Raw genomic sequence first — 24,339 nt, forward strand, 5'->3', positions numbered from 1 at the left:
GATTTTTTGAGGAGTTAGCGTTGAGCGCACGATTGAATGCCATTTGGGTGACAGCTACCAGGCTGTTGCCCCTGATGCTGTTGCCCCTGAGGCTGTTGCCCCTGAGGCTGTTGCCCCTGATGCGGTTGTCGCTGCTTTTGTCGGCCATGGTGATCGCCAACGGGCCATCCGCTGAGGCCGACGACGCTGAGCTTGCTTTTTTCGAATCAAAGATTCGCCCAGTATTGGTGGAGCATTGTTATGAATGCCATAACTCTCACGATACCGCCGAGGGTGGGTTGGCGGTTGACCACCGTAAAGCACTGCTCGACGGCGGTGAGAATGGCCCGGCGATTGCCTTGGGCGAAGGCAAAACCAGCCTTTTAGTAGCCGTAATGCGGCATCAGATCGAGGGGCTGGAGATGCCGCTGGGAGCCACTCGCCTAAGTGATGCGGTGATCAGTGATTTTGAACGCTGGATTGAGGCAGGTGCCGTCGATCCACGCGATGAACCACCGACGGCGGATGCTGCGGGAGCAAACCAATCATGGGAAGCGACCTTTGCGGAACGGAAACAATGGTGGAGTTTCCAACCGATCCAAGCCACGCAGCCGCCCGCATTGACCGACAATCAATGGAGTGATCAAGCCGTTGATCAATTCATCCTCCGCGGCCTTCGCGATGCGGGCCTGGAACCCAACCCACCCGCCGCCGACGAAGTGCTGGTGCGTCGGTTGTTTGTCACTTTGCACGGCCTGCCACCCACTCCGGAAGAGCTGCAGACTTGGACCTCTCGCTTGAAAACCGAATCATCCGATGAGCGTTCGCGAGGTGTGGATGCGTTGATTGACACGTTGTTTGCTAGTTCACGATATGGTGAGCGTTGGGCGCGGCATTGGATGGACTGGATTCGCTACGCCGAGTCGCATGGCAGCGAAGGGGATCCGGTGAATCCAGGGGCTTGGCAATATCGCGATTATTTGATTCGCGCGCTCAACGACGATGTACCCTATGACCAATTGTTGCGCGAGCATGTCGCCGGCGATTTACTGGAACAGCCGCGGACGAATCCCGAGCGAGGCTGGAATGAATCAGCGATTGGTACGGCCCATTGGCGAATGGTCTTCCATGGGTTTGCTCCCACCGATGCGTTGGACGAACGGGTGCGTTTCACCGATGACCAAATCAATGCGTTTTCCAAAGCATTTTTGGGGCTGACCGTTTCCTGTGCCCGTTGCCACCATCACAAATTTGATGCGATCAGCCAGGACGATTATTACGCGTTGTATGGGGTGCTGAATGCCTGCCGGCCGGGACGCACGGTGGTCGATTTACCGGCGCGATTAAACGCGGGCAGAGATCAGTTAACGGAACTCAAAGAACAGATTCGGCAAAGCGTTGCCGAGGAGTGGCAAGCAAATCTCAGCGGCGAGCGGCTGAGCAATTGGTTAAATGAGCTTGGCGAGCGGGAGCAGGCACCTCCGACGGACAGTTTGGCGAAGCTGCTTACTCCCCTGCTGAAAGTGGTTGACCAACCCCAGCCCCTGGCCGCTGCCTGGAAGGCTCTGTTGGCATCCGAGCAACAGCAGGCCGAGGCTTGGCAAGCCTTGCTGGCAACTCCCGGTGTCCAACGTTTTGATTTATCCCAGGACGAACAATATCAACATTGGTATCGAAACGGGTATGGTCTACCGGCAAACAGCCAGCCAGCGGGCCAGTTTGCCTTGCGTGCTGAGGGTGAACAAGTCTTTTGGGGAATTTATCCAGGTGGCAGCTATTCACACTTGTTGTCGAACAAGGATGCTGCCCGTTTGACGTCGCCAGACTGGGAGCTGGAGGGAGACTATGAGGTTTGGGCTCAAGTCATCGGAGACGCGGCAGCAAGTTTAAGGTACGTGGTGCAGGACTATCCCCGCAACGGCACCGTCTATCCAGTCAAGACACTGGGCAATAATTGGAGTTGGCAACGCTTTGATCTCAGCTACTGGCAAGGCGACTCGGTTCACTTGGAACTGGCCGCGGCGGAAGACGCTCCGCTGTTGGTCAACAACCAGCCCCGATCTTGGTTTGGGATTCGTCAAGCGTTGCTGGTTCCCAAAGGGGTCAGCGTGCCCACAGCTAGGTCAGAGTCGTTGGCAACGCTGCGAGATATTGAGGCGCCCACTGATTTGGAAACACTGGCGAGCGGTTTGGTCAGCGTGATCAAATCGGCGATCGTCGCTTGGCAACAAGAGGAGGCCAGCGACGCTCAAGCGATGTTGCTGGACCAATGCGTTGCCGCGGGGATTTTGCCTAATCAACTTGCGAGCCTGGGCAAGGCGGCCGAATTGATCCAGTCCTACCGAACCCTGGAAACTCAAATTCCGGTGCCGACCCGCGTGCCTGGACTCGATGAAACGCGGGGGAGCGAACAGCCGTTGTTCGTGCGTGGGAACCATAAGTTTCCGGGGCGTCCAGTTCCTCGCCGGTTTCTCACCGCAGTCAACGACACTCCGTATCAAGCAGTCGGTAGCGGCCGCTTGGAGTTGGCGGCAGACCTGCTGAGCGACGAAAATCCATTTACCAAACGTGTGATTGTGAACCGAGTTTGGCACCACTTATTCGGTGCCGGGATCGTAACCACGCCTGACAATTTCGGAGCGCTGGGGGAAACGCCCTCGCACCCTGAATTGCTGGACTGGCTGGCCAATGATTTTGCCGCTGCGGGTTGGTCGCTCAAGTCGCTGATTCGCCAGTTGGTTCGCACCCAAGCTTGGCAACAAGACTCGTTGCCGTCGACGGCAAGTCAAAGAGTGGACCCGGAAAATCATTGGTTGTCGCACGCCAACGTGCGGCGGATGGAAGCCGAGGTGATTCGCGATACTTTGCTGCTTACTACCGGCCAACTGGATCCTCTAGGCTACGGGCCCCCGGTAAACGCCGACTCCAAGCGGCGGAGCATTTACCTGCAAGTGATGCGAAACAACCTCGATCCATTTCTGCGGGCGTTCGATTTTCCGGAACCCTTCAGCACGGTGGGACGGCGGGAGGCGACGAACGTGCCAGCGCAATCACTGGCCATGATGAACAGCCCCCAAGTTGCTCGATACGCCCGCGAGTGGGCAGCAGCGACGCTCGGGGATCCGACTCTGAAGAGCGATCGCGAGCGGTTGCGGCGAATGTTTGTGACCGCGTTTGCCCGCCAGCCAGACGCTGCGGAACTGGACCAACTTACGCTCTATCTTGCCGAGACGCAACAAACATTTTCCCAGCGCGTGCGACAAGGCCAGTCGCTGCGCCAGGAAATTAGCCAACTCAAACAGGACGAGCTAGCCATCTTGGAACCGGCTCGTAACGCTTTGAAGGAGAAATTGCAGAAGGCGGCAGAGGCGACTGAGGACAATCAAGCCGCTCTACTCGAAGGTTTCCCCGCCGCCCTGCTGAGCTGGGATTTTGAGCAAGGCTTAAGTGGCCAACCAAGTGATCTGGAAGGAAGACTCGAGGGGACGGCAAAGCTCGCGGCAGGTCGATTGGAAACGGGTGGAGCTGGCTACTTGCTGACCGCCCCACTGCAGCAATCGTTGCGAGCCAAGACGCTGGTCGCCTGGGTGCAACTCGATACCCTGGAACAAGCTGGCGGCGGAGTGATGACGGTGCAGACTCGCGATGGAATCCGCTTTGATGCCATCGTGTTTGGTGAACGGGACCCACACCAGTGGCTTGCGGGCAGCGATGGCTTTACCCGCACGCAGCCATTTTCAGGGCCGCAAGAAACCGCAGCGGTGGAGCAGCCAGTGCAGATCGCCATCGCCTATCATGAGGATGGACAGATTGTCGGCTATCGCAACGGCCAACCCTACGGTAAACCCTACCGCAGCGACGGGCCTTTTCATTTTCAAGCCGGGGAAACGGTTGTCAGCTTTGGTCTGCGGCATTCACCCGCGGGGGGTAATCGACTGCTGGCGGGCAAGTTTTTGTCTGCTCAATTATATGATCGAGCCCTAAGCGACGAACAAATTAAGACGCTCGCGATGGCTTCACCAATCTATTTGCCCGACGCCCGCGTGCTGGAGTCGTTAACCGCGACCGAGCAAGCGGCAGTGCTACGACTCCGCAGCGAGCAGGCGGCTGGTAAAACGCGACTGGCCGAACTGGGGAAGCTGCCGACCGAGATAACGCCACTGACGATCTGGTCCGAATTGGCCGCCGCAATGCTGACATTCAAGGAATTTATCTATGTTCGATGATCGCGAGTTGGGGCATTTTTCCAGACGACGTTGGTTGCAAGAGACATCGACCGGTTTTGGCGCGGTAGCGCTGGCTGGGCTGGCAGCTGACGCGGCGCGAAGTGCCGACAAACAAAGCGTAAACGTGTTGCCGCCGAACGCCGCGTTGACCGCTCCGCATCATCCCGCCAGAGCCAAGCGGGTGATCTTCTGTTTCATGTCGGGGGGCGTTTCGCACGTTGATTCGTTCGACCCCAAGCCGGCCCTTAAGGATTTGCACGGCAAACCGATGCCGGTCAATGTTCGTCGAACTCAATTCAATAACAACGGCAACGTGATGGCCAGCCCATTTACGTTTTCGCGATCGGGTGAGTCGGGCTTGCCAATCAGCAGCATGTTTCCAGAAATTGCCAAGGTGGCTGATGAACTGGCCGTGGTGCGTTCGATGACGACGCCCGTGAATGAACACGCCCAGGGAAACTTCTTTATGCACTCTGGGTTTCCCTTCATGGGTCACCCCAGCGCGGGAGCTTGGTGCGCTTATGGCCTAGGAACGGAAAACGAGAACTTGCCAGGCTTTGTGGTTTTGCAAAGCGGGAATGCGGTACCGCCGCACGGTGGCGTCAGCCTGTTTAGCAGCGGCTTTCTGCCCGCTCAGTGCCAAGCCTCGATTTTACAAGCAGACCGCCCGGAAGCGATTCGCAACATTCAGCCGCAAGTCCCTCGAGCGCTGCAACGACGACGCTTGGAGTTGGCCGAGTTGTTTGATGCGAAATTTCAGCAGACCACCGGGGATGACGCTGAAGTGGAAGCGGCCATTCGGAATTATGAAACGGCCTTCCGGATGCAGAGCGCAGTACCCGAGTTATGTGACATCAGCCAAGAGACCGCCGCCACGCGAGAACTGTACGGTGTCGATTCGGCCGACCCGGCCCGCGCCGCCTACGCCCGCCAATGCTTGTTGGCTCGTCGTTTGGTTGAAAAAGGGGTTCGCTTTATCGAGTTGAGTTGCCTCACCAAAGGGATTGGGGCCGGCGGTGCGGCAAACCCTTGGGATCAACACGGAGACTTGGAGCGGGGCCATGGGGCGATGGGTTATCAAGTCGACAAACCGATTGCCGCCCTATTGACCGATTTGAGAGCCCGCGGGTTGTTGGATGAAACCCTGGTGGTTTGGGCGGGCGAATTTGGACGGACGCCATTTTCTCAGGGCAACAACGGCCGCGATCACAACCCTTTCGGTTTCAGCATTTGGATGGCTGGAGGTGGCGTGCGCGGCGGAATGGCCTACGGAGCGACCGATGAACTGGGCTACCACGCGGTTGAAAATCCCCGCACCGTTTATGACTTGTGGGCCACGGTGTTGCATTTACTCGGTGTCGATCACGAGCGTTTGACGTTTCGCTATGGCGGTCGCGATTTCCGCCTCACCGATGTTCACGGCAACCTGATCAAGGAAATTATCGATAGTCGTGGTGTGTGAGGAGTTTGAAGGGGCGGTACTGTCGGCGGAGCGAGAGGAGACACTGGCTCGATGACGCGACGGGTGATCCGCTTGGGATCGTTGCCCGACGCGTCAGGAAATGTAGTGGTTTTACCTATCTGCCTTAACTACTTGCTCGCCAACGGGAAGGTGAAATCATTAGCACCTCCCTCAGTGACGTCAGCGGTTAGTTGTGACATGGTCGGGTTATTGTACTTGGCGGGAATCAAGTTCTTGACTTTAAAGTCACTGGTGATCGCCGGATTGTTGGCCATGTCTTCCATCATCTTCTTGGGGTCATCCATCGCCTGGCCATCAGATTCCGTCTTGACGATAGCCACTTGATGTCTGCCCAAAGTGGCCCCGTCGACCGACTGCGAACCGACGGTCGTTTTCAGGCTAAATTTGCCCGCCGCATCGGTTTTACCCGAAGCAGCCAAACCGGCGGCGCTGAGAAAATTCACGGTCGCACCTTCGACCGGCGCGCCGTCGAGAGTGACTGTACCGGTAACGGGCACCGTGCCTGGTAGATCGGGGCCACAGCCGACCAAAATACAAGCGAACGGTAAGCAGAGGAGGCCGACAATAGCACGTGTTTTCATAGCAGCTTATTCGGATTTACTGGTGGTGAAGAAGAACTGTTGGGAACCTCATGAATTCGCGATGCGTTCAATGGTTGCCCCAAGGGAACGGAAAGGCGGTCGGCCAAACAAGTTTGACCGACCGCCGGCGTTTTTTGTGTGAGCAGCCTAAAAGCAACGCGACAGCCCACAAATTGCAACAATCGTTGCCGGGTCAAAATTAAGGAATTTGGACAGCACGACCGTCACGACGACAGCCGAGTGCGTTATAGACGGTGTAGTCGATCGTTTCAGCCAACATGTGGACGGAACCATCGCCGAAGACAAACTGCGCACCGGCGGTGTGTTCGGATTTGAAACCTTGCGAGGTTTGCCAGTTACGCCAGCCGTTGCAACCCAAACCGTTGTTGTTATCAAGCCCCAGGGGATTGGTAGCTTGATTCCAGCCTGGTTCGCCAATACCGACGATTGGGAAGTTGATCGGCGCGGTCGTGGCGGTCCACAAGGTGTTGAAGTGCATCCAGCCATTCCAGTGGTGATCGCTCTTATGTGGCAGAATCTCACCCATTGCAATCACATTGGAAAGACCATCTTGAATGTCAGCAAATCGCGGTCCCCACTCACCACGCCCGAACATCCCAGAGACGTTGACGCCACTGGTTGAGTTGGCATGACCGGCAGGCCCGGTGCCAAAAATGTTACCGGGGAAGAGGTTACATGAACCACCCTGGGATGGCATCGCCTGGGCACCGATACTGACCGCATAGTTGGACAGTGCGCGGTGGTTGATGTTGGCTGGATCGCTCCATTGCCAACGATCCATGCCACTGTACGAGGGACAGATGTAAGTCGGTACCACGACGTGGAAACTCTTCTCGACACTGATGCCGTTAAACATGAATGAGCCGGTCTCGTTGGACGGCACCCATGCTTGGTATTCCGAAGCGCTGGGGTTTTGGCCTGGATCGAGCAACGGAGGTTGCGCGACAGCGCGCGGAATACTTTGGTAGAGCGCGGATTGCTCGATAAAAGGCAGTAACGCAGCCAACTGGCTTCCTTTACTGCTGGCGTTCCACGTGTTGGGCTCACGTGTGGTACCCGCGTGCTGGAATCCCGAAAGGGGAAGACGGTTCGCGGTGTCGTGATAGTTGTGCAGAGACAAACCAATTTGTTTGAGATTGTTGCTGCACTGCATGCGTCGTGCTGCTTCACGGGCCGCTTGGACGGCTGGCAACAGCAGCCCCACCAAGATGCCGATGATGGCAATCACCACCAGCAGCTCCACCAGTGTGAAAGCAGGCCGGCGGCCGGCTAACGATTTTCGCTGCATCATAATGATATTGCTCCAGAAGAACTAGAATCATGAACGAGCCGTGATCACGGCAAAAACAACGTTCTCTTGGGCCTGGCGGGAGAATCTCAAACGTTTAGAAAAGCGGACAACGACTGACTCCAACGGCGTACAATGCCCCAGACCATTCCGTCGTTGTAGCGACCTGTTCGGCAGGAATCAACATTTTCTCGGAAAAATAATTCCGCGCAGTGCGAGGGATTTCCGCAAGAAATCGCGGTTAAAGGGATCTATGACGCCACTAAAGCATCAACAGTCAACGCTGCGCCGGTAATCACACCATTGAGGTGGGGCAGGAAAGTCCTGCCCACTTGACACTCCATTAACAAATTTAAACGGTTGCCAGTCGGCTCATTAATCATTCCGGTGAAGCTGCTGCAGAAGATTCAGCAGTTCCGGAAGCATCAGCAGCACCAGCATCCCCTGGAGCGATATCCGTGGGGACGACTTCCGCTGGGGTGGGACCGGCCAGTGCGCGGTGACGTTGTAGCGCGGCGATGAATTCGGGTTGACTAACGACTTTGCGCTCGTAGTAGTCGGCCAGCTGGCGATGGCTTGCTTGGTGATTTGGGTCGAGTTCCAAGACGCTCATTAACCACATCAAACCGTCTTCTGTGTTCCCGTAATTTAGATGCGCGGCGCCGACTGCGTAACGCAGTTCGATGTTGCTTGGTTCGTCGGTGAGCCGCGAAATTTGTTGATTGGCTTCGGCGGTGGCAGCAGCCGCCTCACTAGCATATTCGAAATGTTCGGTCGCCTCTGCGAGCCGCCCCAAGCCGCGTAGAGCGGTCGCGTAGGCGTAGCGAATCTCCCTGCGACGTGTCCCCGCCTCGACGGCCGACTGCAAGGTGTCCACAGCAGCCTGATACTCACCTCGTTCAACCAAACGATCAGCTTGTTCGACCAGCAACCGGTGATCTTCTGGGAACCGCTTTGTCGCTTGCAACAGCACTTCATCCGCTTCTTCGCCACGGCCTTCATCGCGGAGGGCCTGCGCCAAGCTGGCAGCCGCGCCGGCTGCGTAACGATCTTCCGTCAAGCCGATTTGCAGGTAGGGAATTGCTTCTTCCGGCTGCTTGGCTTCGGCCAATAACTGGCCCAAGCTAATAGCGGCCAGCGGCTGCCGAGGGTCGATCTCGAGGGCTCGCCGAAACGCTTTTTCGGCTGGCTCGGTGGCTCGCTGTTCGACAAAAATCAGCCCCAGCCAAGCGTGCGGCCGGGGATCATCGGGAAAGTCCTGGATCCAAGCTTGCAGCAACGTGGTGGCGGTCCGGAAGTCACGCATCCGCATGTAACCTTGCACATACGCTTCGACCACCTCCGCTTGATTGAAGCCATCGTTGCCCAGCAAGGCAGCTAATTGCGGCCCGGCGGTCGACATCGCCCCACTTTGAGCCGTCGTGAGCCATTGTTCAAACTCAACTTGTCCGCTGGAAACGCCCCAAATTCGAGCTCGCTGCAAGTGTTTGCGCGCTTGCTCAAATTCCCCCAAGCGACGTTGCTGGCGAGCCAGGGCGAATTCCGCTTGCGGAGCCTCCGGGTGAACCCACTTTGCCCAACCAGTCCAACGCTCCACACCGGCCGCATCGTCCGAAGAAGCGGCGATGGTTGCCAGTTGTCCCAGCCAGTTGGCGACGCGGGGACGTTGCCAAGCCGCAATGTTCAAAAGTCCGACCAGAAGCACCAGCAGCCACCAAGTTCGGACTCGCGAGCGCCGCGGTTTGTTTGTGGATTTGTCAGCCAACTTGCCCGTCCCAACGTAAGAAACCATGATAGAAAGAATAAATCGTCTCTAGTTCGTACTATATCAGCACGAACCGGAGAGGGTATCGGTTCCTCTTCTGCATCAGGCAATCCCCGATGATTCGGCTCGCCCAGCTAAATAAACTCAGCCCCCTCATGCGGCCCACCCCGACGAATAAGCTCTGCGGGGCAGCGGCCAACTTGCCGCGCTCCCGCTCAAGCTTCAGCCTGATCCCCGCGAGTTCAAAATCAATGTCTGCTGGGGTGTGGACGATCTCGATGGGCCTGTTGATGACCTGCTGGGGATGCGGCAAGCAATATCCGACTAAAGCAGAACTGCTGAAGGACACTTCGCCCGAGGCCCGCGCGGTGATCGATCCGCCCAGCGGCGACCCCATGGTCAGCACTCCGATGGTGGTCAGCGGTGTGGAGCGTCCCCCGATGGTGCCGGCGGCCGAAGCCGATTTGCCGCCCGATGCAGCGGTGATCGGCGTGGTTGTCGATGGCCAAGCCCGCGCCTATCCGCTGCATCGACTGAGCGGCATGATGGAGCACGTGGTCAATGATTTAGTGGCTGGACGCTTGGGACAAATGCGTCCCATCAGCATCACCTACTGCGATCGAACCGACTGTGTCCGGGTCTTTACGCCGGAAGATGCACTGAGCCAAGCTAGCTTGGAAATGGGGACCATCGGCTTGATCGAAGGTGCCCTGGGGCTTACTTATCAAGCACAGCAGTTTCGTCAAATCGACTCGATCCCCGGCTTGCAAACGATCGAGCCTGTCCGCACCACTTGGCTGGAATGGCGTTTCGAGCACCCCGATACCCTGGTCTACGCTGGCGTGCAGCGGAAGGATACCATGTCGAATTAACTCCCCCGTCCCGCGGTCGTTTGCTTTTCCCCCGCGCAACACCTCTCCAGGCCCATCGCTATGCTCGCGGCCCTTGTTCGTTTCTCCGCCCAGCACAATCGCATTGCCCCACTGCACCACCGGAAGACGACTCCGCTACGGCAAGAAGTCCACCCACTGCTGAGCTGGCTGCTGCTGGCCAGCCTTGTTTTCGCCGTGGGTTGTGATCGCCAGTCAAAGCCGACCGACGCAACGCTTGACGACGAGCGGGCGGCGGCCAAACTACGGCCACCTCAGCAAGCGAATTCGCAGAACCCCTTGGCAACGAACGATCGGGCCGATCAAGCGACGCAATCACAGCGACTGCCGCTGGCGGATCAAACCGACCGCTGGGACGTGGGGTTTGTTTATCAAAATGGTCAGTCCGCCAATCAGTACACGATTCTGGAATCGCTGGGTGGCGGCGTTGGTATGATCGATTTTGATCTGGATGGCTGGACCGATCTGTTTTGCCCCGGTGGCGGAACCTTTGTCGATCAAACCGCGGTTGGATTTCCCAGCGAACTGTTCCGCAACTTGGAGGGCCAATCATTGCGGGCCGTTGGTCAGCAAGCGGGTGCCGGTTTTTCCACACCCCGTTACACGCATGGTGCTTTCGTGAATGACTACGACGCGGACGGATTCCCCGACGTGTTGATCTCCGGCTATGGCGGTTTACAGCTTTGGCGGAACCAGGGGGATGGGACATTTCGTGAAATGGCGCAAGCAGCGGGACTTGGCGACCAATTGTGGAGCAGCGGTTGTGCTTGGGCCGATGTCAATGGCGATGGTCTGCTCGACCTCTACGTGACACACTACGTTGATTGGTCGTTCGACAATCATCCTTTTTGTCGTGGTCGCACGGCGGAAGAACGCGACATCTGCCCACCTCGCGAATACACGGGCCTCCCCGACAGCTTATACCTTGCCCGCGGTGATGGCACGTTTGAAGATGTTACGGCGGAATGGAATTTACAGCCCGAGGGCAAAGGTTTGGGTGTGTTGGCGGCCGATTTCGATCAAAATGGCTCGATCGATTTTTATGTTGCCAATGACACCGTCAACAATTTCCTGTTGGCTTCCGATGGCAAGGCCCCATTTCGCGAGATCGCCATGCTCAGTGGTTCGGCTGCTGATAAAGCGGGCATCCCCAACGGCAGCATGGGACTGGGGCTATTAGATTTTAACCACAGCGGTCGTCCCGACATCTGGGTTACGAACTACGAACGCGAGGACTTTGCCTTGTATCGCAACGAAGGACCAGCCGCCTTTCTCCACGTCAGTGACATCGCCGGCTTGAATGTCCTGGGAGGTTTGTTTGTCGGTTTCGGAACCGTCTGCGTCGATCTCGATCTCGATGGTGACGAAGACATCTTAGTCAACAACGGGCATGTCATTCTTTATCCCTCCGCATCGCCCCGCGCCCAGTTGCCGCTCGTGCTGGAGAACAAGGCGGGCCGGTTTCAACGAGTCACCTATGATGCCGACAATTATTTGATGCAACCGCACGAGGGACGTGGCTTGGCGGCGGGCGACCTCGATAACGACGGAGACCTTGATTTGGTCTACTCCAACATAAACGCGCCCCTCGCGGTGGTTGAAAACCGAGACGACACCTTGAACCATTGGTTTCAGTTGGAACTTGTCGGCCGAGCCTCGAATCGAGATGCCGTGGGGGCCGTGGCCACGATCCATTACCGCGACGAGCAAACCGCAAGCAGCGTGGGGGGAGCAGCCGCCGGCGGAGCAGCCGAAAAAACAACAACCCAACGGATGCGAATTCGTTATGGTGGTGGAAGTTATTTATCGACCAGCCAAAGAAGACTAAGCTGGGGATTAGGGGCGGCGACTAAAATTGATCGCCTGGTGATCACTTGGCCCAGCGGGCAAGAAACTGAATTTACCGAGCTTTCGGCAAATCAATTGCTGAGAGTTGTGGAGCCGAATCATGAATGAACCAGACTCCTTGGCGGCGACCAAAACTGGCGGAAAGCTGCCGAAATTCTTAACACTTGCCTTGTTGCTGGGCTTTGCCGGTTCGTTGGGTTGGCAATGGTGGCACGACCCGGCGCGGCACGCCGAACTGGGCATGCAAGCGCTGAACGAGGATGACCCAGCCGGAATTGCGCAAGCGGCTGAAGTTTTAGCAAACGATCCCCGCTACGAATTTCACGCTGCCTTTTTTCAAGCCGTGTTGGAATTGAAAAACGAAAAACCACAGGCCGCGTTGGAAAAACTCCGGTTGCCGATGGCGCATCCCGACTTGGAAGTAGAGTCACGGGTGTTGGCGGGCCAAGCGGCTTATGAGATGAACGCCATAGGTAACGCGAAATTGCTGTGGGAAGAAGCCCTCACACGCGATCCTTACTGCGTTCCCGCGCATCGTTGGTTGGGAGCGATGTATTTTGATCTTGGTGCGATGGATAACGCGATCTTGCATTTGCAAGCCGTCTCACGATTGGATCCCGCAGACCCTCGCCCGGACCGCTTGATGGGGCTGATCAATTATGATTACGAGAGACCGGAGATCGCCATTCCTCATTATCAGGAAACACTCCGCCGCGATCCTAATCAGGCAAACGTGGCGAACATCTGGTTGGAATTAGCCGACTGCCACATCAAGCAACGAGAGTACGCGATCGCTGTGGAACAACTAGCAAACTGCCCCACTTCGGCGCGCAAGAGCCGCATGTTGGCGGAGTGCAAAATGAACTTGGGTGAGCTGGAATCGGCGAAGGAGCTCGCCGCCGAAGCTTTGGCCGCGCAACCTGATGATGTCAAAACGTTACAACTGAATGCCCAAGTTCAACTCGTTGACGGAGAATTACCCGCAGCGGCCAGCCTGCTGCGACAAGCGGTTAAGGCCGATCCTTACAGCCACAGCGCCCGCACTCAGCTCAGCCAAGTGCTGACGCGGTTGGGAGAAAACGATGAATCGAAACTGCACGCCCAGCGAGCCGATGAGCTGCAAATCCTCTGGCAACAATTTTCTGATTTGCAAATCGATGCCATCAATCAGATGACCAATGCCAATATTCGCTACCAGATTGGCAAACTCGCGGCGCAGTTGGGCAAGCCCGAGTTGGCCGTCAGCTGGTATCGCGCCGCGTTGGCGATCAACCCGGGCATGCAACCGGCCGCCGAGGCGCTCAACGAAATTTCATCACCGCAAATCAATTGATCAACACCACTTAAGTAATCACCACCATCAACTAGTCGGATTCATGTCAGAGCAACTCTCCGCAACAAGCCACTTGCCCATCTCCGATCGATGCTCCATGGAATTTGAACATGGTACCGCCATCGGCACGGCCCAGCGTTGGCTGGGCGGTCAATACTGTTCCATCATCACCAAGGTTGGCATTGTGGGCTGTGGGATTTACGACTTGGCAACAGCCGCTGAGTTTGGTCAAGCGATTGCGATTGCCAAGGGGACGCCAGCCCAGCCGCTGGTGCTGCCGGAGGATCTGCTGGAAGCAAAGATTGTTGGCGTGACACCGGCGGCGGCCGCGATGGGCGTGGAGCCTGGTTGCAGCGGCCGTGAGGCTGTAGAAACCATGTTACGAGCGGCTGCGAAGATAGGCGATTAATTCTGCCAGCTGAGCCGGTGTTAGCTTTTCCTCAAACCCCTCCGGCATCAGCGACACCAACGAGGGTTCGACGCTTTCAATCTCGGCGGCCGGGAATGTTTGATGTTTTCCGTCGGCCGTGGCCAGCTGAATCGTCCGCTCGTCCTGAGACTCGATCATACCCACCAGCACCCGCCCATCATGCGTCAGCAGCGAAGCCTGGTGGTACTTGGGTTCGACCGTTTCGTTGGGATCCATGATCGCTTTAACCCACTGCTCGTTCGTCCAATGAGCCAAATTATTGATCACCGGGCCGATCGGCTGGCCACCTGTCGCATCATGGCACACGGCGCAATGCTGTAGGAAGAGTTGCGCTCCCTGGTCCGATGCTTTGCGGGGTGGCGAGTTCATCTCGGCGAGGAATTGTTGGACCACTTGTGAACGTGGTGTGGGCTGTCCCAACACGGCAATCGCTCGGGAACGAACGACGCGGTCAAAGTTATCTCGCAACTGGCGAATTGTAACCAAATCGAGCGTTTGTTTGCGGATCACCCCTTGTTCCAAAGCAGCTAGCAACCGCAACACGCCCGCTTGGTGGCTGAGGAGAGCGGCAGCCGCTTGTTGCCGTTCACCCAGCGTGAACCTTTCCCAGCCGCTGAGCATTCGCTGGTCAATCTCGGCATCTCGCAGACGCCGACTGGCCGCGATCGCCGCCAGCCTTAACTCGGGGTCAGCATCTTCCAGCAGATGGATGATTAGTGTCGTCCTTTGCTCCGGTGCAAACAATCCGGAACCTACCAACTGCAGCAACGCCAGTCGCATCGCGGCCGGACTGGTGATTGCCTGTAAAGCCTCGAACATTCGCTGCCGCAATTCTGTCTGCTGGCTTTCCGCACGCTGGCTGACTGCGTCTTCAGAAGGACTGGTGGCCAAGAGGGTCAACAGCAACACGTCAGCGGGCCGAAGTGGATGGGACGCTGGCTGCCAAATGGCGAGTTGGCTTTCGAGGTGAGTCAGCCGAGCGCTCGCTGGACTCCGCCGCCAAAGCGATTGAGCGGGGGTCACCAGTTCACTGAAGTTGCCGACTTGTTCCCAGCTTTGCGTTTGCAGTCGCTCCAAGATCGCGCTGAGCACGCTCCAGGCTTGAGTTTCGCCATGCACCAACGTCAGCGATTTGCCGATCCATGGCTCCGCCGCGTGTCGCTGGGCGATTTGTTTCAACGCCGCCGCGCTGTCCAGTTCCGGCATGCCGATAATTGTCAGCACCCATTGAAGATCGACCTGCGGTCCCAGCTGACGATCGGCGACCGCGAGCATCGCCGCGTCCAGTTGTGGGCTCCGCTGGGGTAACGCTTCGGCCAATCGCAAAGCCCCCGCAACCACTCGCCCGTCGGATTGCGTTAGCCCCGAGACCAGGTCGTTCGAGGTCAACCAGCCGGTCGCCGCCAAGACGCCCAAAGCGCTGGCTCGCGCGGCCGGATGCTCAGCCGTATCGATCAATTGGCGGACTGCAGCAGCCAACTCAGCAGCAGCACCCTCTTCGCTCGCGATGCCTGCTTGATCGGCCCGGCGCGTGGTGTTTAATTCGACAATACGTTGCCCAGCCAAGTCGCGGAGCACCCCGTTGTCGCTCGCCAGCATTTGCAATAGATGTTCCGCTTCGTCAGAAAACGGTCCCAACGTGGTGGGCTGGAAATCGCGGCGGGAAACGCGATAAATGCGTCCCTGCTGCGAGCCCGCGCGAAGATCCATACTTTGTTGCCAAGCGGTCGGAATCCATTCGGGATGTTCGATCACGCGGCGCGTCATGTCGAGCACCCAGAGGGTTCCGTCGGGAGCATTTGCCACCCGCACCGGGCGTGACCAGACATCGGTCGAGGCAAAGAAATCCACGTTGGTGTCGTCGGCGTGGCGGCTTGCCGAGAAGACAGCTCCGTCGGGTCGCAGCACAAACCTGGCGACAAGGTTGTGCACCGGTTCGCAAATGAAGGCTTCGGTCAACTGACCATCGCCGCTGAGAATTCCGGGAACGCGAGCCACCGTGGCGCTGCACGCGCTGGTAAAACGCTGAGCGGCAAACAGATCGTTAAAGCGATCGACGGTGCGACTGGCGGGCAACACCGGGGGCGCCGTCGCCGGAGTCAGCAGATGGTGCTCCGCGGAGCCGGAGATTTGTTGCTGCTCTCGATAACGCTGGGGGATCACAAATTGATACATTGGCAAACTATTGGAGTTGCCAAACCAGTTCCCGAAAGCATCACGAGCTCGTACGAATTGCGTCTCGCCACCACTGATTCTCAGCTCGCCCGTATCGGGTTGCCACGCAACATCGTGGCCGTTAACGACATATGTCTCGCCATTGCGGGCTGAGATCAATTCCCGCGTGCCATGGCCACAACCTAAATGCAGCCAGCCGTCGAGTCCCCATTCAAAACCGCTGGCCCGGTGCTGGGGGTTGGCCTCGGCGATGCCGCTCAATAAGACTTCTTGGTAATCTGCCACGCCGTCGCCAGTCGTATCTTTGGCAAACAAGATGTGAGGTGCGGCGATTATCAACACGCCATCTCGCCACGGAAAGACGCTGGTCGGATAGGAGAGCTGATCCAAAAAGACCGTGGCTTCATCGAGCTGACCATCGCCGTCGTTGTCGCGCAACCATTTGACGCGTCCGCCACCGGGCACACCGAGAGGGTAGTCATTCATCTCCACGACCCAAACCTTGCCGTCAAAACCAAAAGCCAAGTTGACGGGGTCGGTAACCAGCGGTTCGCTGGCGACGAGTTCGACACGAAAGTCGGCGGGCACCTGAATCGCTCGCAACGCTTGCTTAGCCGGGAGACCAATTTCCTCAGGTTGCGGCTGTTGCCAAATCTCTCGCACGCGGCGCACGATCAACGCCTGCGTCCCACTTTCCCAACGGCCAGGTTGTAGATAATAGATCATCGAACTATCAACCTCATAACCTCCTTCCGCACGCATCGCTTCGCTGGCCACGTAAGCGAATACATCATCACAATAGGCGGCCACCCAAGTTGCATCGGTTGTTAATTCTCGCTCCAGCCGAAATTGATAATCGACGACCACCTCGCCACCGAGAAAAACCCAAGTCAACGCGTCACCAAATCGCCAAGTGTGGATTGGCATGGGATACGATTCGGGCAGCCGTCCCATTTGCTGGCGGATTTTGATCATCTGTTCGGCCCAATTGCGTTCGTTGGGATTGTCGCTGGCCAGCCGTTGATTGATCGTTTCTTGAGAGGGTTGCTCGGGGACCAAGCCCGCGTATCCAAAGCGGGCTTGGGGGAACGCTTTGAGCGCCGTTCGCTGTTCGTTCGCCAAGACACTCTGCACGGCATCGACCAAGTTGGCCGCGTGACGCTGGGCCAATTCATATGAACCGCGCGGGCTGGGGTTGGCATCGGCTCCACAACCAATCACTGGCAGAAAAATGGCGGACCGATGCAGTTGTTCCAAACGGCTGGCGGCGAGGCCCGCCCAGTCGCCACTGACTTGCTCAAAACCACCCCCCATCGTCGTGCAATGACAGGCGACTTGCATCGTCGCGCCGAGCAGCGTGCCGTCGGGCGAGCGCACGCAGAGCACGCGCGCTTGTTGATCGACCTGCCCCTCGGGATGCTCACCGATGCCAACCCAACCGCCACTCCGCAACAGCCGGCGGTTAGTGGGAAAGTCCACGGTCGCCGCACCGATCGATAACTCCGCGGGCTGTCGCGCCTGCATGGCCAATTGAATTGCCTGGCGAATGGTCTCCTCCAACTGCTGCGTGTAACGCGCGGTGGCGGCCGTCTCCTCCGGTGTTGAGGGGACGCTGTAGAGGTTCGTCAGTCCACCAGCCAGATGCGGAGCGGCATGGGAGTGCGTGCTGCTGAGCACCAACTGGGCCCGTGAAATGCCATACTCCTGCTGAACCCAGTTGGCCGTGGCGGTCGTCAACTTACTGGTCACTCCAATGCTGTCGATCGAAACCAGCAGCAGCGTGGCTTGATCCGCGTCGGCTGCCGGAGCGAGTGCCAACACGCGGACACTCAGCGGATCGGCAACAGCAGTGTGCAAACCAGCCCGCACCGCATACCCGCTGAGTCGCACCGGCTCCTGGGGCGTGATATCAAGTTTGCTAAAACCGGCCCACTGCAAACTGTCCCACGATGGGTCGGCAGCTGTTGCGCGAGCGGCACCGTTCAGGGCACCGCTTAACACCAGCAGACCGGCAAACAGCAGGGCCGCTCGCGAAACACGAACCAAGCTGGGAAAATTGTGCAGTCGATAATTCATCAGGGCCTCGCGGATGGGACGCAAGTTGCGCGATTCGTGGTGGGTGGCGATGCCAATTACGGTGGGGGTGTTTTTGTTGACCTTCGCTCTGTACTCGGATAGCCTAACATCCGGCCAGGCAAAATACACTATCTTGCCGACATTTGTGGTTCGCCGCTCCCCTCTCACTTATCCGCCGCCGAGGACTAGCCGCCATGTGGTTTCATCGCCGAAATGTTCGAGAAGTTCGCCTAGTTCGCGATCCTGATCAACGGTGTCGACTTCGGGCACTAGCCAAATCAAGGCTCTGGCTGCTGGCATGTTGCCTAATGTTCGCGATCACCGGCCTGATTTCGCCAGCCCGCGGGGACGATCAAGTTGCCGAGGGAACGCCTGACTTGCTGGTCGAGCAACTCCGACCGCTGTTGGAGATTTTGCGGGGCGAGCGGCAGCAGTTTGTCATTACCATCGATGCTCAATTACCCATTGGCGGCGAACGGCAACCAATCGGTTTAACGTTGAGTCGTTATGGGGATGATAGTTATGATTTTTCCGCCACCCACCCCGACTACGCGGTTGAAATTCGCCGCCGCGACCAGCTGACCGCGATGTTCCTGCCGCGACACCAGCGCGTCTACTTCGGTCGCGGCACACTCGCCACGGAGGATCATTTGGTGGCCACCGGTTTGCTCCGCCGCGTGATCAGCTCGGGATGTGATTTGTCAAAATTCCTGCCCCTCTTGGAAGCAGAGGATCCGCAAGCTGCGCTCCGCTTGGCCATGAGTTACGCACCAATCCAACACGATCCAAAAACGGACAGTTGGCTGATCGATTCCAAAGTCAACTTGCGGACAACAAGCCCCGGGACAAAAAGCCTAGATCCGTTGAGCGCTGGAGAACAAGCTGAATATGTCGTCAGCGGTGAAGCGTTTTCAGTCGTCGTCCGTTTGACCGCAGCCGCAGACGTTGGACCTGAGGTAACTTGGGCGGAGCAGCAAGCCAGCGAGTTAACGCGAGACGAACTGGAGCGGCAGTTATGCCGAGGGTTGCGGCGTGCGGGCGAAGTCTTACTTCCTTCCACCTCGCTTGGTAACCCTGTCCAACTCGAGCGGCAAGTTGCGGGGGGCAAGTTACAGTATGTCGAAGGCCAACGCCTGGTCACCTTAACCGGCACGCCGGAGGAGATTGGCCGCGCACATGGTCAATTGCTGCGACGTGAATCACAGCGCTGCATCGATTCCGTCTTATATGCTTTTGGCACAGTCCAAACGGTTGTTTCGGGAGAATGGTTTCGGCACACGTTAGATGCTGCTTACGCACGTTTAAAACCTCACATCCCGGCTGATCACATCGCCGAAACGCGAGCATTGGCAATCGCTTTGGAGCAACCCCCGGAGTTGCTGAAGACTTTGAACGTCTTTCCTGAATTGTTTCACTGCTCTGGCTTCGCCGTGTTCGATTCGGCCACCGTCGATGGCACGTTGTATCACGGGCGTGTTTTGGATTACATGACGACGATCGGGTTGCAAGATTGCGCGACCACTTTCATTGTCGCCGTGGATAATAAGATCCCATTCTTAAATGTCGGCTATGCTGGCTTTACGGGCAGCGTCAGTGGCATCAATGCCAAGGCAATTTCGCTCGGTGAAATGGGTGGCCGTGGCGAGGGACAATGGGATGGCGTGCCGATGGCCACGTTGATGCGGCGCGCCATGGAGGAATGCAGCAGCTTGGACGAAGTCATCCGCTTGTGGGCGGGTAGTCCTCGCACTTGTGAATATTTCTATGTATTTGCGGATGGCAAAACAAACGCCGCGGTGGGAGTTGCCGCCACACCTGAGACGATTGAGTTTGTCTATCCTGGCGATTCACATCCCCTGTTGGGTACGGGAATCCGAGACGCGGTCGTGCTGTCGGCCGGCAGCCGCCTGGAGACGCTGCGAGCTCGCGTTACCGAGCATCACGGCAGCATTGATGCGAACAAGGCGATGTGGTTGATGAGTCGCCCGGTGGCGATGGAATCGAATCTCCACAACGTCTTGTTTGTCCCCGCCGAGGGCGTGGCTTATGTGGCCAATGCGAGCCATAAACAACCGGCGGCGGAACGCCCGTACGTTCGGTTTGCGATCAACGACTATTGGCCAGGCAATCCGCAAATCGCCGCGAAACGGGTAAATACTCAGCCCTAACTCGGCTCGCTGGACTGCTGTTCGTTTTCTGGCATTCGGTTTGCGACGTTGGTGAATTAACGAGAACTCTCAAACGATTGACAGGTCGTTATTTCACCGATCAACGGAGCAATCATACGATGGAACTTGTAACAAGCAAAACGTTCAACACGCTTCCAACCGTTGTTTCCAGATTTCAATCTGCTGGCGAACGAGAGCGGGAGCTGACGAGCCGGGGCTGACGTAAGCCCGCACGGCATTCTCCACACCAAGGATCTCGAAAACATCCTCGGTGATCAAGGGATCATGAGCTTGCAAACTTGCCAGCGGAATCTCCTTGAGCGGCACGCTGCTCTCCATCGCTTGTCCGACAATCGCGCCAACCAAATGATGCGCGCGTCTTTGGGGCAAGCCTTTGCGGATCAAATATTCCATCAACGTGGTGGCATCGAGATAGCCTTCTTCCAAACGGGCGGCGATACGTTCACGCCGCAGTTCGGCACCGGCAACCAGTGGTGCGGCCAACTCCAAACAGGCATCGACCGTATCAAAGGCGTCAAACAGCGGCGGCTTGTCCTCTTGCAAATCACGGTTGTAAGCCAGCGGCAAACCTTTCACCAGTACGAACAGCGTTTGCAGATCACCGATCACCCGAGCCGCTTTCCCCCGCGTCAATTCCAAGACATCAGGATTTACCTTTTGTGGCATGATACTGCTGCCGGTGCAAAAGGCATGAGGCAGCTTTAGAAAGCCAAACTCGACCGTGCTCCACAGAATCCATTCCTCAGCCCAACCGCTGAGGTGCGTGGCGATCACGGCGAGACAAAAAGCCGATTCCAGGGCGAAATCTCGATCGCTGCTGGTATCGAGACTGTTAGCCGTGTAACCATCAAATCCGAGCGCCGTGGCGGTTGCCTGGCGGTCGATATTTAAGGTCGTTCCAGCGACGGCGGCAATTCCCAAGCTGGATTGATTCAGGCGGGCGCGGCAATCGGCCAATCGCGTCCGATCTCGTTGGTACTTTTCGATGTAAGCCAACCAATAGTGCGACGCCAACACGGGTTGGGCACGCTGCAAATGGGTGTAGGCAGGCAGGACGCAGTCAAAATCTCGATCACAACGGCTGAGAAAAGCACGTTGCAGCTCCAACAGGCGGGCATCAATCCGATCGATCGCTCCGCGGACCCACAGTCGAAAATCGGTCGAGACTTGATCGTTGCGGCTGCGGGCCGTATGCAGCTTACGCCCCACATCTCCCAGGCGATCGATCAACGCCTGTTCGATGTGCATGTGGATGTCTTCTAGTTCAATCCGAAAGGGTAACTCGCCGCGGCCAATTTGCTCGCCAATCTCACCCAGCACCGTGGCGATTTGTTGATATTCGTCCGCAGAGATTAACTCTTGGTCAGCCAACATCCGCGCGTGGGCCAGCGATCCTTGAATGTCCTCGTTGAATAGCCGGGAATCAAAGCTGATGCTTTCACAAAACTGTTCAACACGTTGATCGGAACCCGCATCAAAGACTCCACTGCGCGACGGACTGGCCACACGTTTCCTTTCGAAATTTGAGAACGATAATATTAGATTGAGAGAACTTAAGCAGCGAGCGTCAATACGATGGGCACCGGGACTCAGCCGGCTGGTGAGATAATTTCACAACGGAGCAACGACTCCTTCGGATCGATCAGCAAGCGGAGAGGTTTGGAGATCAACCGACCATCTTCGGCAAATTGGCCGTCCACTTCGCTTCGCTCTTGCAACTGATCAAGCGTCGGCAAGCCTTCCGGCTCGAAACGAAATTCGCGCCGCATGCAACAAGTTTTTCGTCCCAGCAATTTGAGCACGCTGGCGGCTGCGGCGACAAGCGTACCGTCACGTTCCAAAGCCAGCAGCGGACGATCGGTATAGTCCAACATGGCCTGCAGATAACTGGCGTGTTGCTTAAGCTGGTCTTCCATTAAACGGCGGTCGGTGATGTCCAACACCGAACCGAACAGCTCCACGACCTTGCCGGCTTGATTCACAATTGGTTGGCCGCGGGCGATCGTGGTGTTGTAACTGCCGTCGGGGCGTCGGTGGCGGATTTGCAGTTGGTAGGCTGCACCATTTTCCATGGCGTTACGAATCGCCAACTCCGTTCGCTCGCGATCGGCCGGATGGACCATCGCCAAATACTCTTCAAAATTTGGCGATTTGGAATTCGGCGGTAGCCCAGAGATCCGAAACGTCTCTTCGCTCCATTTACTTTCGCCCGTCTCCAGGTTGACTTCCCAGGTTCCCAGGTTGGCCAAAGTTTGCACTTCGCGGAGTCGAGATTGACTTCGCCGCAGCTCATTCTCGGCTTCGCGTCGCAAGGTGATGTCGCGGGTATGCGCCACGATCAGAGTTTCGTCGTCCAGCACTGCTTGGCGGGCTGAGATCAAGACGGGAACTTTGCGACCATTTGCATCTTGCAGAGTGGTTTCAAAGTTATCAACTTTGCCCGAATCACGAATTTGCTTGATAAAATCAACGCGTCGTTCGGGGGACTCCCAAAGGTTGATTTCGGCCACTCGCAGGCCAACCACCTCATCGCGCTGGCGAGCGAACATTCTGAGAAAGGTATCATTGGCGTCCAAGATGGTGCCATCGTTGAGACGCGAAACGAGCACCGCATCGGGCGAATTTGCAAACAACGTGCTGTAACGTTCTTCGCGCCGAATTTGTGCCGAACGCAAGCGGCGACGTTGGCGGATTTTGTCCGCTAAATCGGACTGCGTCTCGCCGGCCGCTTCGAGCAGCGACAGTGCCAAATCCAAGTCATCTTGGTCGAGTGCCAGTTGGGCGAATTCCTGTTGCAGCTTGCGCAAACTCGATTTTGCCCGTCGATTCTCCGGCCACAACTCGAGCGCTTCGCGGGCCAGCGATATGGCCAAGCTGAGTCGTTCGTAGGATAGCGGTTCTTCGGTGGTTTGAGCGTGCCGAGTCGCTCGTCGCAGCAAAGCGATGCTCTCTTGGTGTTGCTGATATTCTCGCAACGCTTTCTGAAATTTACCCACCGATGCGTAGCGATCGGCCGGATCGGTAGCCATCGCAATCAGGGCGATGTCCATTAACTCACTTTGCACGTCGGTCGCGCGAAGTTTGTTGTCAGCAGCGTTGCAAATACACTCGACGAGGTTATCACCATCGTGCGGCGGGAAGCCGCTGAGCAGATGAAAGAGAGTCGCGCCCAGCAAATAAACATCGGTGTGGGGACCAATCTCATCCAGAGCGCCCGATGCGATTTCGGGAGCCATGTAGGCGGGCGTGCCACCGATGCTGCCGCCCCCCGCAGCCATTTCCTCCGAGATCGGATGCGGCAACGCCAGCCCCCAGTCGGCAACTAAGACTTCACCGTAACGCCCCAACATGACATTCGCTGGTTTAATGTCACGGTGGATAATCCCCCGCGAGTGGGCGTAGCGGGTGGCATCGGCGACGCCCAGCAAGATTGTTAGATTTTCCTCCAGCGTTCGCTCCTGCAGCACCTCGCTCCAAGCCGTACCGTCGATCCGTTTCATGGAGTAAAAGGGATGCCCCTCGTCATCAATCGCCAATTCGTGCAGCGCGATCACGTTGGGATGATCGAGCGCGCCCACCGTGCGAGCTTCGGTGAGAAACCGCAACCGCGCGGCGCGATCGGCGCGCAGGTAGTTGCGCAGCACCTTAATGGCAACCTCGCGGTTGACAGCCCGTTGATGCGTTTGAAAGACGATACCCGTGCCACCGCGGCCGATCGCCCCCACCAAGCGGTAATCAGCATCTAAATCGGCCGCGCCACCCGGCTCAATCAAACGTCGTCGCGGCAGACCGGCCAAATCACTTTCGTCGACAACCGAGGCATCCCGCTGCTTACCCGTCGCGACGGCAGCCTCGGCCGCCAAAGAATCTGCGACAGCGGCGCCCCCGGCGGAAATAGCGGCCAGGTCGGGTGCCGCGACGGTCCGTTCCAAGAAAATCGATTCCTGAATCGCTTCACGACCCAGCTCGCGAGCGTGCGAGAGGGCGATCAGTGTTTCCAGCAATTCGGGGGCAACTTTCTGAGATGCCATGGGTTCTGTTTTCGTAAAATGAAA

The 24,339-nt window shown here is 57.3% G+C and carries 13 protein-coding genes; 7 read left to right on the plus strand and 6 right to left on the minus strand.

Features of this window, described 5'->3' with window-relative positions; genetic code table 11:
* Positions 1-20: 20 nt before the first annotated feature.
* Positions 21-4,205 carry a DUF1553 domain-containing protein gene (locus SH139x_RS23220; RefSeq protein WP_488352146.1) on the plus strand — a complete coding sequence of 1,395 codons (4,185 nt, stop codon included), beginning with the start codon at positions 21-23 and terminating at the stop codon, positions 4,203-4,205.
* Entirely contained in the window at positions 4,195-5,667 is a 1,473-nt protein-coding gene (locus SH139x_RS23225) for a DUF1501 domain-containing protein (RefSeq protein WP_488352147.1), read from the plus strand. Before SH139x_RS23220 ends, SH139x_RS23225 begins: the two co-directional genes overlap by 11 nt.
* Positions 5,668-5,795: 128 nt before the next feature.
* Here SH139x_RS23225 and SH139x_RS23230 read toward each other — a convergent pair whose 3' ends face one another.
* The 3 genes from SH139x_RS23230 to SH139x_RS23240 form a co-directional block, all read right to left on the minus strand.
* Complete coding sequence (locus SH139x_RS23230; protein ID WP_488352148.1) at positions 5,796-6,269, minus strand: transthyretin-like family protein; 474 nt, start codon at positions 6,267-6,269, stop codon at positions 5,796-5,798.
* Between the two features lie 199 nt (positions 6,270-6,468).
* The gene (locus tag SH139x_RS23235) at positions 6,469-7,578 is read right to left on the minus strand and encodes a DUF1559 family PulG-like putative transporter (RefSeq protein ID WP_488356066.1); all 1,110 of its coding nucleotides are present in this window, start codon (positions 7,576-7,578) and stop codon (positions 6,469-6,471) included.
* Positions 7,579-7,957: 379 nt separating this feature from the next.
* Complete coding sequence (locus SH139x_RS23240; protein WP_488352149.1) at positions 7,958-9,370, minus strand: tetratricopeptide repeat protein; 1,413 nt, start codon at positions 9,368-9,370, stop codon at positions 7,958-7,960.
* A gap of 224 nt (positions 9,371-9,594) precedes the next feature.
* Between SH139x_RS23240 and SH139x_RS23245 the strand changes: the two genes are divergently transcribed.
* From SH139x_RS23245 to SH139x_RS23260, 4 genes are all read left to right on the plus strand, one after another.
* A complete protein-coding gene (locus tag SH139x_RS23245; protein ID WP_488352150.1) occupies positions 9,595-10,215 on the plus strand; it encodes a DUF3179 domain-containing (seleno)protein in 621 nt (206 codons plus the stop codon).
* Positions 10,216-10,275: 60 nt separating this feature from the next.
* Complete coding sequence (locus SH139x_RS23250) at positions 10,276-12,189, plus strand: CRTAC1 family protein (protein ID WP_488352151.1); 1,914 nt, start codon at positions 10,276-10,278, stop codon at positions 12,187-12,189.
* Positions 12,182-13,414, plus strand: a complete 1,233-nt coding sequence (locus SH139x_RS23255; protein ID WP_488352152.1) for a tetratricopeptide repeat protein — start codon at positions 12,182-12,184, stop codon at positions 13,412-13,414. Before SH139x_RS23250 ends, SH139x_RS23255 begins: the two co-directional genes overlap by 8 nt.
* A 97-nt stretch (positions 13,415-13,511) precedes the next feature.
* Entirely contained in the window at positions 13,512-13,823 is a 312-nt protein-coding gene (locus SH139x_RS23260) for a DUF1805 domain-containing protein (protein WP_488352153.1), read from the plus strand.
* On the opposite strand, the gene SH139x_RS23265 is transcribed toward SH139x_RS23260, so the two are convergent.
* On the minus strand, positions 13,794-18,095 hold the full coding sequence (locus SH139x_RS23265; protein WP_488352154.1) for a neutral/alkaline non-lysosomal ceramidase N-terminal domain-containing protein: 4,302 nt from the start codon (positions 18,093-18,095) through the stop codon (positions 13,794-13,796). The genes SH139x_RS23260 and SH139x_RS23265 overlap by 30 nt on opposite strands.
* Before the next feature lie 308 nt (positions 18,096-18,403).
* Here SH139x_RS23265 and SH139x_RS23270 point away from each other — a divergent pair, with 308 nt between their 5' ends.
* A complete protein-coding gene (locus tag SH139x_RS23270; RefSeq protein ID WP_488352155.1) occupies positions 18,404-20,263 on the plus strand; it encodes a C45 family autoproteolytic acyltransferase/hydrolase in 1,860 nt (619 codons plus the stop codon).
* Positions 20,264-20,407: 144 nt separating this feature from the next.
* On the opposite strand, the gene argH is transcribed toward SH139x_RS23270, so the two are convergent.
* On the minus strand, positions 20,408-21,790 hold the full coding sequence (argH, locus tag SH139x_RS23275; protein ID WP_488352156.1) for an argininosuccinate lyase: 1,383 nt from the start codon (positions 21,788-21,790) through the stop codon (positions 20,408-20,410).
* A gap of 83 nt (positions 21,791-21,873) precedes the next feature.
* On the minus strand, positions 21,874-24,315 hold the full coding sequence (locus SH139x_RS23280; protein WP_488352157.1) for a protein kinase domain-containing protein: 2,442 nt from the start codon (positions 24,313-24,315) through the stop codon (positions 21,874-21,876).
* Positions 24,316-24,339 lie beyond the last annotated feature (24 nt).

The organism is Kothea flammea (assembly GCF_052161645.1).
Taxonomy (GTDB): Bacteria; Planctomycetota; Planctomycetia; order Pirellulales; family Pirellulaceae; genus Laterigemmans.

Coding starts and splice junctions, on each gene's coding strand:
- SH139x_RS23265 (WP_488352154.1), bottom strand. CDS start 18,095: ATGAATTATCGACTGCACAATTTTCCCAGCTTGGTTCGTGTTTCGCGA.
- SH139x_RS23260 (WP_488352153.1), top strand. CDS start 13,512: ATGGAATTTGAACATGGTACCGCCATCGGCACGGCCCAGCGTTGGCTG.
- SH139x_RS23245 (WP_488352150.1), top strand. CDS start 9,595: ATGTCTGCTGGGGTGTGGACGATCTCGATGGGCCTGTTGATGACCTGC.
- SH139x_RS23250 (WP_488352151.1), top strand. CDS start 10,276: ATGCTCGCGGCCCTTGTTCGTTTCTCCGCCCAGCACAATCGCATTGCC.
- SH139x_RS23225 (WP_488352147.1), top strand. CDS start 4,195: ATGTTCGATGATCGCGAGTTGGGGCATTTTTCCAGACGACGTTGGTTG.
- SH139x_RS23240 (WP_488352149.1), bottom strand. CDS start 9,370: ATGGTTTCTTACGTTGGGACGGGCAAGTTGGCTGACAAATCCACAAAC.
- SH139x_RS23280 (WP_488352157.1), bottom strand. CDS start 24,315: ATGGCATCTCAGAAAGTTGCCCCCGAATTGCTGGAAACACTGATCGCC.
- SH139x_RS23235 (WP_488356066.1), bottom strand. CDS start 7,578: ATGCAGCGAAAATCGTTAGCCGGCCGCCGGCCTGCTTTCACACTGGTG.
- SH139x_RS23270 (WP_488352155.1), top strand. CDS start 18,404: ATGTTCGCGATCACCGGCCTGATTTCGCCAGCCCGCGGGGACGATCAA.
- SH139x_RS23230 (WP_488352148.1), bottom strand. CDS start 6,269: ATGAAAACACGTGCTATTGTCGGCCTCCTCTGCTTACCGTTCGCTTGT.
- SH139x_RS23255 (WP_488352152.1), top strand. CDS start 12,182: ATGAATGAACCAGACTCCTTGGCGGCGACCAAAACTGGCGGAAAGCTG.